General features: G+C 56.1%; 12 protein-coding genes. 7 read left to right on the top strand and 5 right to left on the bottom strand.

Annotated features, from left to right (window positions below):
- Window positions 1-28 precede the first annotated feature (28 nt).
- Window positions 29-1,093, bottom strand: coding sequence for a PGF-CTERM-anchored ABC transporter substrate-binding protein (locus tag JXQ78_RS01085; RefSeq protein ID WP_330631630.1), 1,065 nt, complete (start codon window positions 1,091-1,093; stop codon window positions 29-31).
- A 60-nt stretch (window positions 1,094-1,153) separates the two neighbouring features.
- On the opposite strand from JXQ78_RS01085, the gene btuC reads away from it, so the two are divergent.
- Together btuC and JXQ78_RS01075 are read left to right on the top strand one after the other, a co-directional pair.
- Window positions 1,154-2,248, top strand: a complete 1,095-nt coding sequence (gene btuC / locus JXQ78_RS01080; RefSeq protein WP_330631629.1) for a vitamin B12 ABC transporter permease BtuC — start codon at window positions 1,154-1,156, stop codon at window positions 2,246-2,248.
- Complete coding sequence (locus JXQ78_RS01075; protein ID WP_330631628.1) at window positions 2,245-3,045, top strand: ABC transporter ATP-binding protein; 801 nt, start codon at window positions 2,245-2,247, stop codon at window positions 3,043-3,045. The genes btuC and JXQ78_RS01075 overlap by 4 nt, the downstream gene beginning before the upstream one ends.
- 6 nt (window positions 3,046-3,051) lie before the next feature.
- On the opposite strand, the gene JXQ78_RS01070 is transcribed toward JXQ78_RS01075, so the two are convergent.
- Window positions 3,052-3,597, bottom strand: a complete 546-nt coding sequence (locus JXQ78_RS01070) for an ArsR/SmtB family transcription factor (RefSeq protein ID WP_330631627.1) — start codon at window positions 3,595-3,597, stop codon at window positions 3,052-3,054.
- An 885-nt stretch (window positions 3,598-4,482) separates the two neighbouring features.
- Between JXQ78_RS01070 and JXQ78_RS01065 the strand changes: the two genes are divergently transcribed.
- On the top strand, window positions 4,483-5,394 hold the full coding sequence (locus JXQ78_RS01065; protein ID WP_330631626.1) for an HFX_2341 family transcriptional regulator: 912 nt from the start codon (window positions 4,483-4,485) through the stop codon (window positions 5,392-5,394).
- Window positions 5,395-5,488: 94 nt separating this feature from the next.
- On the opposite strand, the gene JXQ78_RS01060 is transcribed toward JXQ78_RS01065, so the two are convergent.
- Together JXQ78_RS01060 and JXQ78_RS01055 are read right to left on the bottom strand one after the other, a co-directional pair.
- Window positions 5,489-8,044 (bottom strand): polysaccharide deacetylase family protein, encoded by a 2,556-nt coding sequence (locus tag JXQ78_RS01060; RefSeq protein ID WP_330631625.1) that lies wholly within the window; start codon window positions 8,042-8,044, stop codon window positions 5,489-5,491.
- 157 nt (window positions 8,045-8,201) lie between these two features.
- A complete protein-coding gene (locus JXQ78_RS01055) occupies window positions 8,202-8,861 on the bottom strand; it encodes a DUF1405 domain-containing protein (protein ID WP_330631624.1) in 660 nt (219 codons plus the stop codon).
- 113 nt (window positions 8,862-8,974) lie between these two features.
- On the opposite strand from JXQ78_RS01055, the gene JXQ78_RS01050 reads away from it, so the two are divergent.
- The 3 genes from JXQ78_RS01050 (at window position 8,975) to JXQ78_RS01040 (ending at window position 11,211) form a co-directional block, all read left to right on the top strand.
- Entirely contained in the window at window positions 8,975-9,166 is a 192-nt protein-coding gene (locus JXQ78_RS01050; RefSeq protein WP_330631623.1) for a hypothetical protein, read from the top strand.
- Window positions 9,167-9,236: 70 nt separating this feature from the next.
- A complete protein-coding gene (gene pdxS / locus JXQ78_RS01045; RefSeq protein WP_330631622.1) occupies window positions 9,237-10,145 on the top strand; it encodes a pyridoxal 5'-phosphate synthase lyase subunit PdxS in 909 nt (302 codons plus the stop codon).
- A 94-nt stretch (window positions 10,146-10,239) separates the two neighbouring features.
- Window positions 10,240-11,211: a hypothetical protein gene (locus JXQ78_RS01040; RefSeq protein WP_330631621.1), complete on the top strand. Its 972-nt coding sequence runs from the start codon at window positions 10,240-10,242 to the stop codon at window positions 11,209-11,211.
- 2 nt (window positions 11,212-11,213) lie between these two features.
- On the opposite strand, the gene JXQ78_RS01035 is transcribed toward JXQ78_RS01040, so the two are convergent.
- Window positions 11,214-12,095: a homoserine kinase gene (locus JXQ78_RS01035; RefSeq protein ID WP_330631620.1), complete on the bottom strand. Its 882-nt coding sequence runs from the start codon at window positions 12,093-12,095 to the stop codon at window positions 11,214-11,216.
- A gap of 101 nt (window positions 12,096-12,196) precedes the next feature.
- Here JXQ78_RS01035 and JXQ78_RS01030 point away from each other — a divergent pair, with 101 nt between their 5' ends.
- Window positions 12,197-13,549 (top strand): NAD(P)/FAD-dependent oxidoreductase, encoded by a 1,353-nt coding sequence (locus JXQ78_RS01030; protein WP_330631619.1) that lies wholly within the window; start codon window positions 12,197-12,199, stop codon window positions 13,547-13,549.
- Window positions 13,550-13,553 lie beyond the last annotated feature (4 nt).

Below are 13,553 nucleotides of genomic sequence, written 5' to 3'. Positions count from 1 at the left end.
TCGCCAGAAAACCAATCTTTCGGCTTGGTCAGTTCGCGCGGGTGAACAGCCCACCGAGCAGCGCGAGGACGGCCAGTACCGTGGCGACAACACCAAATCCGGGCCCATTCGTCTCGGTCGTCTCGGTTGCTGGAGTCTGGCTATCTGCACCCGACTCCGTCCCGGTCGATGATTCAACCGCATCGGGATGGAACGCATTCGCCATCGTCGAGAGGGGCTGCACAACGCGTGGTGCCGGCTGACTGACAAAGTTCGAATCGACAGTCACGATCTGCTCTTCTTTCATTGCCGTCGTTGCTGACAGCTCCGTGCCGTTCGGAACGGACTCCATGTGGCTCTGGGTGACGATCCACTCGGGATCCTCCGCAACGACCGTCTCCGGGTTGATCTGTTGATATCCAGTTATGTTCGCGTCTGCAGCGACGTTTGTCCCACCAGCTGTGGTGATGAGCTGATGGATGAACGTTCCCTTACCAGGGGTGTAACCGCCACTCATCATGAAGAGAACGCGCGGTTGCTCAGTGTCGCTTACGGCTGTTTCGATCGATTCAACGGTCTCGTTCATGGCATCGACTCGGTCGGCTGCGCCCGAACAGTTGCCGACGAGCTGTCCCGTGCGCAGGGTTTTCGAGACGACGTCGTCGATTGAGGCCGCAAAGCCGAACTTATACACCGTTAGCCCAGCGCTGCGAAGTTTCGACACCGTCTCGTTGGGAACCGCGCTCGGAGCCAACACGAGATCTGGCTCCTGTGCTACAACCTTCTCTACCGACGTGCTGTAGCCATCGCTTCCGGTGATGTCGGTCTTCGAATCACTTCCCTCGAGATACGACGTGGTCGAACCAACGGGCATTCCTACCACTTTCTCCTGTGATCCGATCTCCCACATGGTCTGGGCCGCACTTGGTTGCAGCGCCACGACCCGTTCGGGGGCGGCCTCAATCGTCACCTCGGTTCCAGTTCCGTCCGTCGCGGTAAATGGCATGGCACACGTCGGCTCGTCGGTTTGTGCGGCCACTTCCGTTGGGAGCGCTGTGGCCGGAGCGATTGTTGCAACAACGAGAACGATCAACAGTCCAACTAGTCGTTTCATCACCAGAGTGGAGGATTCGGTTGCAATAAATATTTGGCTAATCCAAACGAGGTTGTGAACATGGGTCGATGGAAACGGACTGGCTGGTGGATCCTCTGGTTGCTCCTGGCGTTCGTTGCAACGGTTGTCTGGAGTGTCACCGTTGGTCCGGTCTCGATCGACCCGCTCACGGTGTGTAAGATACTCCTTAACGCGATTGGGATTCCGACATCCATTGGCGTGCACTCTACAAGCGTGGGTGGCACAGCACTGAGTGTTCCTGGCATTGATCTTGGATTCGTCCACCCATTTTCGTTCGCGGTCAGTCAATCGGATCGGGTGATCGTTACCCGGATCCGTCTCCCACGGATCGCGCTGGCAGCCACCGTCGGGTTTGGGCTGGCCACGGCCGGGACAGTGATGCAGGGACTGTTCCGAAATCCCATGGCCGACCCATCGATCATTGGCGTCTCCTCGGGAGCGGCCGTTGGCGCGGTTGCAATGCTCGTTCTCCCGATTGCGTTGCCGTTTGGAGTGCCACTGATTGCGTTTCTCGGGGCGATTGTCACCGCTTTTGGCGTCTATCTCCTGGCGAGTAGCGACGGTCGAACGCCGGTCGCAACGTTGTTGCTCGCGGGCGTCGCCGTACAGACGTTTCTGGGCGCTGTGGTGTCATATCTGCTCCTCCATGCGGGAGAGAGCGTTGAAACGGTGTTACACTGGTTGATGGGAGATCTTGCTGCGGCGACCTGGAGCGATGTTGTGGTCGCTGCGATCGGCTCGGGGACAGCGTTCTGTGTCCTCGTGGGCTACAGTCGAGATCTGAACGTGTTGTTGCTAGGCGAAGAACAGGCGATCACGCTCGGCATCGATGTTGAGCGGACCAAACAGGTGTTGCTGGGACTTGCGAGCCTCGCTACTGCTGCTGCCGTGGCGGTTGCTGGTGTCATTGGGTTCGTTGGACTAATCGTTCCGCACATGCTTCGGCTCGTCGTTGGACCGGACCACCGGATTTTGCTGCCGACGAGTGCGCTCTCCGGTGCGATCTTTCTGGTCGCAACCGACACACTTGCTCGCAGTGGCCCAGCACAGCTTCCAGTGGGGATCGTGACGGCTGCCCTGGGCGCGCCGTTTTTCCTCTATCTGCTTCGCAATCGGGAGGTGCATCAGCTGTGAACGATCCAGTCATCACGGTCGATGGAGTCCGTGTCAGCTACGACGAACGGACGGTGTTAGAAAACGTTTCGTTGACGGTCGATGCGGGAACGTTCGTCGGCATCGTTGGCCCCAACGGAGCTGGTAAAACAACACTCCTCCAGACAATTAATGGCGTCACAGCGCCCGATGATGGCACCGTCACCATTCAGGGAAAGTCAGTCCAAAAAGCGTCAGCCCGCGAAATCGCCCAGCGCGTCGGGACCGTTCCACAGGAGGCTCCGAGTGGGTTTTCGTTCCCGGTTCGGGATGTCGTCGCGATGGGACGCCATCCACACCGATCTCGATTCGATCGGAGTGATCCACAAACAGCGATAACTCGCGCAATGGAGCGAACGGAAACCGTAGCGCTCGCCGACAGGACTATCGACACGCTCAGCGGTGGCGAACGCCAGCGCGTGCGTATTGCCCGTGCGGTTGCACAGGAAACGCCAGCACTCGTGCTTGATGAACCAACCGCGAGTCTTGACATTGCCCATCAGGTACGAACGCTTGAGCTCGTCCAGTCACTCGTAAACGAGGGAAAAGCCGCAGTCGCTGCGATTCACGACCTGGACCTCGCGGCTCGATACTGTGATGTTGTGGCCATCCTCTCCGGTGGAACCATTCTCGACAGTGGTCCGCCAGCAGCTGTGGTGACCCCATCGACGATCGAAACGGCCTATGGCGAGTCGATGGACGTCCATGTCCATCAAAACCCAGTCACGAAGACGCCCTCTGTAACGACGATCGACGAACGGACCACGGATCTGAACTGACACAGTTCACGATCGAGGATCGAAATGCCAGATCACACCGAGGATACACAGGGCGATGATTCCACCGACGAAAAACGGAATCATCGAATCGAACCAGAACATTCCCGCTCCTGCCATCGTCACCCTCCAGAGAAAACCATACGCCGCTGTCACACCCGAAAAGACAATCACAGCCCCGAGCGTTCGCCGAAGAAAATCCCGGAGCCGCCGGTGGTCCGATTGGCGACCAGCGAACAACACGACCGCTTCGTTCGCCGGTGCGTACACCGTCATTTCAGTTCCTTTCTCCGAGTAGCCAACCCCTGACGGTTCGATCAACCCTGCATCTTCGAGCTTTCCGAGATGATAGTGCACGTTCTGTAGCGACGTGTCGATCTCATCCCGGATCTCCGTTGGTGTGGAGGGCTGTTCGTAGATGATCGACAGCACCGTTCGTGTGGTCGAAGCCGTCAGGGTCTCGAACGCCTCGTCAGCTGCCTCGTTGTCGAGGCCCAGTACACGAGGTTCGTTCGGGGTTGACTGTGACTCCCCTCGTAGCGGCAACAAACTCATCAGTTTACTGTATATCGTCACCTTCTATGATCTTTTTGATGGATCAATTTGTTGTTTGATCGTCTCCTTCCAGCGATTGTTCACCGAATCGTTGGAGTGGAGGACCGCTGGTGATGGCGAATGAGCAGAAAAATACAATACAGTCCGAATAATTGACAAATGAAGAGGCCAAATTTTGCGACAAGTTGTATGTCAATGACATTTGCGGCCGTACCGACGAAACAGGCCGAACTGATTAGCCCACTAACTGCGTATCGCCGGTGACGAGCACGGGCCCACTCCATCAGTAATCCGATAGATAAGAAAAATAGTCCACTCGATAGACATAATACGTCGAGAGGGAGTAGAGGACGGAGGTGCGATGGCATGTATAGCACATTCTATCCCCAACTAATATCCCTTCCGAAATACATCGATAGGCCTTGTATGATACAATTCTGGTATTTATGCCGTATTGGAACCGGAGTGTGCATCTCCCAGTCGATTACTGGACCAAATTGTATTGAGTCAGCCCTGTCTGTTCGATGGGTGTCAATAGATACATGCTTGTCAGACAATTCCATCCGAATAGAAAGATTTTTACAGGAGTTGGACATTAAATGTGATGTCGAGCGGGAATGCACCGTGAGCCAAAAGATAGCCCAGTTACGCTTTCGAACGCTTAGGCCATCCCCCGCCGACCCCCATCTGGTCTCTCTCTTCACGATACTGTACGATCGCCTAGATATAATTTTCTACTAACATCCTGGATGAGTTCGTTCGTGGAAGAAGCCTCTATTGAATGGCATCCATCGAAACAGATCGCAAAATCACGTTGGAGAGATCACCCAGTCAGCGTACCGGGATGACTGAACGTTTAACTCGCCAACGAAAGAAACGAACTCTATGCAGACACACATCGTTCCGGTCGGGTTCGATTACGATCGGCTCATTGCGCCACTCGTCCGCGATCAGCTCGACGTAGATCGAGTGATTCTGCTCGAGGGCGCTGTCGGCAGTGAGGCGAACGTAGAGTACTCACAACGCCTCGCAGAGAAGCTAGAGACGGATTTTCGGAATTTGTTGGGTGCAACAACGGAGCGATTCGTGATCGCGGACGTGTACGATTACGATGCGGCGTTCGAGCAGGCCTATGAGCTCATCAATGCGGAGCTTGACGGCATTCACGTCGACCGAGACGAAGGAAATGAGGTCTGGGTGAATGTTTCATCGATGCCCCGAACGGTGAGTTTTGCATTTGCTACTGCGGCCCATTCGATTATGGTTGAACGCCAAAGCGATCGCGATCGGATTCACACCTATTATACGGTTCCCGAGAAGTATCTCGAGACCGAGCTCGCCGAACAGCTCAGGAGCGCGCTTGATCTGCTGGGCGACGTCCAAAGCGACGGCGTTGACACCGATCGCGTACAGGCCTGGATGGATGATGCGAGGGCAATGCTCAACGAATTCGACGAACGGGGCACTACGATCGGCGCAAAGCAGGTTGGAGCGAGTCACATCATCGAGCTGCCAGTGGCGTCGTTTTCGAACGTCAAGCCGTTCGAAGAGCTGATCCTCTTTACACTGGGAGAACACGAGGAGTTTCAGAGCGTCTCTGAGCTCGCCCAGACGCTGGCACGGGAGCTCAGCGAGGAGTACACCAACAGCTTCCGTTCGAAAGTGATCTACAACGTCGACCGGCTCGGTCCGGGAGGGAAAGGCTACATCGAACAGGACGAACAGGGCAAGTCCTACCGAACCCGGCTGTCGCGAATTGGCGAGCTGTGGGTGCGATCACACGCCGACGACCGGTGAGTGATGTGGATTATCCTGGCAGTGGCGGTCCCGAACAGCGTCAAATCTGGAACGGTAACATCCACAGACGTGTTTTCAGTTGGTGGTATCGCACTCACTCACTCACGAGATATCCAATACGTTCGGTGGTGTGGTAGCGCTCGGTATCTGCACTCTGTTCCTCTTCGATCCGTAGTTCGACGCTGTTAGCTGTGAGGTTGCGATATCGTATTCCTGCTGTGTCAGGTCCATCGTCGGTTTGTATCGACGCAATGAATCGGGGGTCGGTGTACGATCGTTCGAAATTGATCTGCTGCCAGTCGTTGGTGACGATATTTTTCGTATGAGACACCTCGAACGGTGTTCCATCGAGAGAGCCGGTTCCGGGCGTAAAGGCGGCGTAGCCGACGGTCTCGGTGAAATGTGGGCCATCCATTTCTTCTTCCTGAAGGCGAACATCCATTCCCGCTGTGGAAACGTTGCGTTGGCGGGTGACGACCGGATTCAAACCGTGGTTTGTCAGCGATTGGGTGAACGCAACCGGTGTTGTGGAAAACGACTGATCAAACGACACGGCGGTGAACGTCTCATCAGTCTCAACCCGCCCAACCTCAACAGGAACGCCACCAAACTGCTCGATCCCCGTTTCTAGCGCAAAGAAGTCGAACCGCTCGGAGGTGTGGATACCGTCGAGATAGCGCCACTCCTCAAGCTGGCAGTCGAACTCATCGCCAGTAACGCGACGGATTCGGGGGTGCATCGGGTTTATCCCGTTGAAACTTGGCGGTCCTGCTACCACAACTGGTTCGTCGTACTGCCGTGTAAGTGAGATGGTGTGCCACGTCTCTCTGTTCGGCTGACTCGTCGAAACGCTCCCCATCTCACCGTGGGTAACTCCAGTCCCGGCGACGAAGTACCCAAGACGTTCTGTCGTGTGATACGTTTCACTGTCGTAGCTCTGTGCCTCTTCGATTCGGACATCGACGCCATCATTCGTGAGATTGCGATACCGAACTCCTGCTGTATCTGGACCATCAGTGGTCTGAATGGTCGCCACGAACTGGGGATTGGTGTAGGAGCGTTGGAAATTGAGACGGTGCCATCTGTTCGTTACCACGTCGCCAGTTCGTCCGGCCTCGAAATGCTTTCCATCGAACTGTCCGGTGGTCGGTTCGAGTGCAATGTATCCGACAGACTCCGTTTTGTGAGGACCGTTCGCTTCTTCTTCTTGGAGACGAACGTCCAATCCCGATTGCGAAACGTTGCGTTGGCGGGTGACGATTGGATTCAATCCGTTCTGTGTTTGTGATTGCGTGAGGACAACCGGCGTTGTGGAAAACGACTGATCAAATGAAACTGACGTGAACGTATGATCCGTCTCAACCTGACCAACTTCGATCTGCGTGCCATCATCGAACGAGTCTCGACCCCTCGAAATCGCGAGATAGCTGAGATCCTCAGTGGTATGACCACCGTCGAGATAGGCCCATTCCTCGAGCTGGAATTCGAATCCCCACCCAGCTACGTCACGAATCCGCACGTGGGCCGGATGGTTGCCATTCTCGGAGACCGGTCCGACGACTACAACCGGATTGTCATAGTTTCGGGAGAATAGCTCACGATGCCACTGTGAAGTGTCTGTCTGGCCGGTCGCGAGCGTGTTCGATACCCCCGTTGTGCTCCGTGCAAGATCTATTCCCGGAACGTCGGTGAGTGCTTCTCGTAGGGTGACGATCTCGATGTTGCGGTCTCTGGCCATCTGGATGGCAAGCTGTATCCGATCTTTGGTGAGATCATCCTGATAGCTATGGCCGGCGAGGATTCCGATCGCATCTTTCCGAACGAGTCGGTCGAAGTAGGTCTGTAGCTCCGATTCGGACATCTTGTTGGTCCGGTAGTACTGACGGTGGAGCCGATGGGGATTGAGGTCCTGGATTTCGTTCAGGCCGTCACCCCACTCGCCGTTCGCTACCGCATCGTAGTAGCTCGGAACCATCTCTCGAGACATCGAACTCGTGTTTCCGTACGGATAGACGAAGTTCGACACCGCAAATCCCATCGATTCGAGCTGGGCTTTCGAGTCAGCGAATGCCTCGTGGAGAATATCCCTGGTGAAACCAACCTTCGAACCAGTCGCAAACGAAGCGCTGAGTGGTTCTTCGAGCGTGATGTACTCGTCTTCTTCGTCTCGTGAACTGACCCAGCCATAATCCGCTACGGTTGCTATCTCACTGTGATTCTCATCGAAAATACGGATTCGATCACCAGAGATCAGCCCGTGATTGTGTACCAACGGAAAGATCCGCTTATCACCCGCGTTGGCGTCTCGGACGAGCTCAAACGTGCCGACGGGTCGGTGATGGACCGTATGCGAGAGAATCTCCCAGCCGGCGTCGGCAATTTCTCGGAGCTGTGACTCGGTGAGGAATCTGCTCGAGCCGAGCTTGCCGGGGGTAGCGGCGATACAACCGACTGCATCCATCTCTTGATGGGCGGGAAATGTCTTGGTATAATCTTTCGCCATCCCATCGTCGTACATAAATACGACTTTGCCGGCAGAGTCAGTGGCACCAGCCGACATTCCGGTCCCGGCTGCGAGACCTACCGATCCGACCCCTAACATCTGGAGGGCGTGGCGTCGGGTCAGATGCGAATTCCCGGTGTCACTCATATATACTCCATTGTTGATGGCTCACTCTTAATACCTATTGGAATACAGTTTGAGCGTCAGTAACAGACCGATAGAATTGAGTCCGGGTTTCTGCAGGGGACTAGTGGTCGTGGCCACAGGTTTGCCCCCACGAACAACTTCAGAATTTGTGGCAGATTCAAAGCGTGTGTCCGCGTTCGAGCGTTTTTACTCGGGTTGTGAGCGCGAGAAACACCGGAACGATCGTCAACACCACCGCCCCTGCGGCAGCGATGTGGAGCGCAGGGACGCCAAGATAGAACTCGTAATCGCCGACCGGCAACACCGTGTGGTGTGGCTCACCGATGATCGGATAGAAGTAATCTACGATAAGATCGAACGTGTACCATCCCGTCGCGAGCGCAATTGCCCGCACGGGAAAATCGCTGAACCGATGGATGACGAACGCCTGGACGACCATTGCCAGATGGCTCCAAAAGAGGAAGTTGTACATCGCCGGGTGCTGGGTGCCGTAGAACGGAAAAAAGGCGAGCAAAACGTAGGGCGTCCAGAGTCCGAGCTTGATACACCCGAAAAATGCCAGCGCGTTTAAATACTCGTTCGATCGTCCGAGCTTCCAGCACGCGATCGCAAGAGCAATCAACAGCGTCGCCATCGGGCTGTCGGGCACGAATGGCCACATCACGACCGGCGTCTGGGTGAACTGCCACCGATAGTACCAGAAGCCAAACCCCGTTCCGAGAAGATTGATCGCGACGACAATCCACGCAAACCTGAGACCAAACTCCTCGAGTGCGTCGGGCAACGGAGCCACATACCACGGTAACTCATCGGACATACCTGATCACGTGTGTGCAAAACCATACCTGTGTCCGTTGACACCGATCGCAACAAATTATTTTTCAGTATTTCGCAGACAAGATATAAATGTTCGATCCCCATCGGTCCGGCATGGACGAGACTGGTGGCGCGCGACCAGGATGGCTCGTACTGCTGAACACGTTTGGACTGGCACTGATTGGGTTCCTGGTGGTGATTCTTCTCATGGTAGCGTTCCCGATTCCTGGCTCGGACTGGATCGCTTATCTGGGTGCCGCACTCTTTGCGGCGGGCTATCTCGTGTGGGAAAACCGCAAATCGTGAGCCATCTCTGCGGGGATGTGGCACAACACCCAGACACGCCGGTTAAGTGTATCCACGACTGTGTTCTGCTATGAGCAGTTCAACAGACATTGAGGAACTGAAGCGTGGGACGGAGCTGGTCAAACGCGGCTTCGCGAAAATGCAAAAGGGCGGCGTCATCATGGACGTCGTTACCCGCGAGCAAGCCCGCGTGGCCGAAGACGCCGGCGCAGTCGCAGTGATGTCGCTCGAAGCAGTTCCTGCAGATATCCGCAAACGCGGCGGGGTCGCCCGGATGGCAGATCCAGGCGCGCTCACAGAAATCATCGATGAGGTGTCGATCCCAGTGATGGGCAAATGCCGGATCGGTCACACCACCGAAGCGCAGATTCTCGAAGCTACCGGTGCGGACATGATCGACGAAAGCGAGGTACTCACCCCGGCCGACAACGACTACCACATTGAGAAGGAAGCGTTCACGTCACCATTCGTCTGTGGAGCACGCTCACTGCCGGAAGCGTTGCGCCGAATCGACGAAGGAGCAGCGATGATCCGAACGAAAGGTGAAGCAGGAACGGGTGACGTTAATCAGGCTGTTACCCACCAGCGAGCGATCAAGAGCGCAATCCGGGAGATCGAAGGGAAAACCCACGAAGAACGCGAGCGCTGGGCTCGCGAACACGAAGCGCCAGCAGCACTTGTTCACGACACCGCCGAACGCGGCCGGCTTCCGGTTGTCAACTTCGCCGCTGGAGGAATCGCAACGCCCGCTGATGCTGCGCTGATGATGTCGCTGGGCTGTGATGGCATCTTCGTCGGCTCAGGCATCTTCGGCGCAGAAGAGCCAACAGCAATGGGACGGGCGATCGTCGAAGCCGTCAACAACTGGGACGACCCCGAACGACTCGCCGAGATTGCCTCGGATATCGGTAGTGGCATGAAAGGACAATCAAACGTCCAGATGGCCGACGAGGATCGACTCCAGGACCGCGGCGTGTAAGTCCTGTTACGTTGTCCGAGCGTATTCCCTTCTAACAAATAACGTCAGATAACACCAATGAAATTTAACAACAAACGGGACGGTAGTGACCCGTATGCGAACAAACGTCGTTGGATCGAGCACCGACGAACGATTCTGGTATCACGCTGACCTCGTGGTCAGTCGGGAGCCGTACAGATCGACAGGGCTGGTTCCCACTGCGATCAATCCGTGGGCCATTCGCGCTCGGCGGCGGATTTCTCATCACTCGACCGACTGGGGTGAGTGGACACCCCGTGCGGCTGGCGTCTTTCTCGACGTGTTCGAACGTTCGGAGTCGATACACGACCACGGAGACCAATACGAACGCCGACGCGAGTGTGTAATCTGTGTGGTGGCAGACTCTCGAGAATCAGCCCACACGCGCGTCGAGTTGGTGCTCGATCATAGTCCGTATCGAGAGTACGAAATCGAGGAGCTATCCGAAGATCGGGCAGGGGCAATTGCATCTCAGTCGGTGGTTGCAGGGGCTCTCCGTCAGCAGTCTGTTGTCCACCCACTGATCGGTGGGACGTACACTCCACACCTCCCGGAGTGTCACCTCCCAGTCAATAGTGATGAAAAGGTTCTCGGCCTCATACGTGTGGGGCTCCCAGCATCTGCACTTCGAGAACAACTCGATCGCGCGGAGCAATACCGTCGCCAATCATACGATCTCGGTCGGTTCAAAGTGGAACTGCGACTGGGTGGGGCCACCCATGAGCGGTTACTCTCCATCATGCGATCGATCGACGCGAACGAAAGTGGCAGTATCGTGGGAGGAATATCGTACAGTAGCGAAAAAACGGACTGCTCGCTCGGAATTCTGATCGATGCAACTCGACTTGAGAGAATGCAATCGCTCAGTGACCGGTCCAACGCGTCCGAAAACGAAGTGATCCACTGGAAATTCCCGCTCTGTGACGATGCATTATCACAGTTTTGTACCACAGCAGAGGAGGTGCTTGTGGCTGACACGCCGGGAGTGATCGGCCCCAACCCGTTCGAGTCGACCGCCCGAACGCCACAGAAAGTCGTCGCCGAGTAGCCTTACCACGAACACAGCTCTGCGCCGTTGCCAATGCCAGTCTGGAAGGCACGAGCCATGACGCCGTTATCGTCGAACGCGTCGATCATTGCATTTGCGACCGAGCGCTGATCTTCCGGGGGACAGACGCCAAGAATTCCTGGGCCAGCACCACTGATCGTCACACCGTGTGCGCCTGCCTCGAGGGCTGCGTTACGGACTGAATCGTAGCCATCGATGAGTTCTGCACGAACTGGTGTGACAATCCGGTCGTCGAGGCCGTTACCGACGAGCACTGGATCGCTCCGACACATGCCTGCAGTCAGTGTTGTGGCCCTGCCCACGGTGTCGACGACATCGTCAAGGGGGGCTTGTGATGGCAACACCGACCGTGCTTTGCGCGTAGAGACGACGAGATCGGGAAGACAGACGACCAGAGAGATGTCGGCTTCGATCTGTGTGAATCCCTGGTCGGTCGCGATCGTAAAACCACCGAGTATCGCCGGTGCAACATTGTCTGCGTGTGGTGTTCCCGAAACGACGGCTTCGCCTTTCGCTGCGATTGGAACCAGCTCTTTGGGAGAATACCCGCGGTCGTACAGCTCATTGAGCGCGACTGCCGCGCCGGCTGCACTTGCAGCCGATGAACCCAACCCAGAGGACGGACGAATGCCTTTATCGATCGATATGTGCGCCGGCGCTTCGAGCGCCCGGGCCACCGCACCCACGGTGTTTTTCTCCGGGTCTTCTGGGATATACTGGCTGCCAGCACCGGTCACGTCAATCGTTGTTTCAGGGGCTTTCTCCACTTGCACGACATCCGCCGGGTGCTCGAGAGCAACGCCGAACACGTCGAACCCGCTCCCGAGATTCGCACTGGTCGCGGGGGCCCGGACGGTAACCATGTCATCTGGTTAACCGAGCGATCGGATAAATGTACCCGAATAGACTGCACGAGCGATGATCGATGACAACAAACTTACGGACGGCTGGCCCTACCACAGCTATGATCGGGATCGTTGGTGGGGGAATCGCGGGACTCGCTGGAGCGTATCGCCTCCAGCAGGCTGGCTACGACGTACAGGTGTTCGAGGCGAGCAGCGACGTTGGTGGACTCGCCCGAACGTATCCCACGGCCGGAGACCGCATTGAAGCATTCTATCACCACCTTTCTAAATCCGAGCAAACGATCGTCGAACTGGCAGAGGAGCTTGGCATCGGCGATCGCGTCGAGTGGCACGTGGGGAAAAACGCCTACTACGTTGATGGTGAGATCCATCCGATGGATACGCCGTGGGAAATTCTCACCTTTCCACACTGGAGTCTGTACGATAAATTCAGACTCGGGATGTTGACACTCGACATCGACGTGCGTGGTGGCATTCCGTCGTTCGACACCTACGAGCGGCTCTCCGATTTCGAAGAAACGTCGGTCAAAGAGTTTGCCATCGACCACACGACCGAAACGGTGTATGAGACGTTTTTCGAACCACTACTCGACGCCAAATTCGGGAGCCGAAAAGAGGACGTGAGTGCTGCCTGGCTGCTGGGTCGTGTCAAATTCCGTGGAGAGCGCGACCTTCTCAACGGAGAGATTCTGGGATACATCGACGGTGGCTTTGGCGTGTTCCTCGATGCGCTGATTTCGGCAGTTGGAGCAAAGAATATCACCACAGACGCTCGGGTAACAGAGCTGGGATTTGACGATCGAGTCGAATCGATGACTGTCGAAACTGCCGACGGAACGACCGACTACGATGTAGATGGAGTCGTTGTTGCGACGATGCCGAACGTGCTCGAGTCGCTCACGGGCCATCCATGTGAAATTGACTTTCAGGCCTCCGTGTGTGCCGTCATCGAGATGGAGGAATCGCTGATGGACACCTACTGGCTCAACGTCGCCGACGAGGCACCGTTCGGGGCGTTGATCGAGCACACGAACTTCATTCCAACGGACCGATACGGTGGAGATCATCTCCTTTATGTTGCCAGCTACGTTCAGGATGAATCCGAACAGCTCTGGCAGTTCGATGACGATGAACTCACCGAGCACTGGCTCTCGGGAATCGAATCGCTGTTCCCGTCATTCGATCGGGACGTGGTCTCGAACGTTCGAATTGCTCGGAATCCACGTACGGCTCCGATTTACGAGCGTGGCTATCTCGATATGGTTGTCCCGTACGATCTCGCTGACGACGTGGCCGAGGGGCTCTACTACGCCGGCATGGCCAGCAACGCTCAGTATCCAGAACGAAGTCTCAACGGTGCTATCGAAGCCGGCTATTCGTGTGCCGATTTGATCACAGAACAGATAGAACCAGCCAACGAGACCGACGTGTCCACGCCAACGCCCCAGTAGCTAT

The organism is Halocatena halophila (assembly GCA_027563145.1).
Taxonomy (GTDB): Archaea; Halobacteriota; Halobacteria; order Halobacteriales; family Haloarculaceae; genus Halocatena; species Halocatena halophila.
Note: the sequence above shows the minus strand (reverse complement) of the source record. Positions and strands in the feature narration are given on the sequence as shown.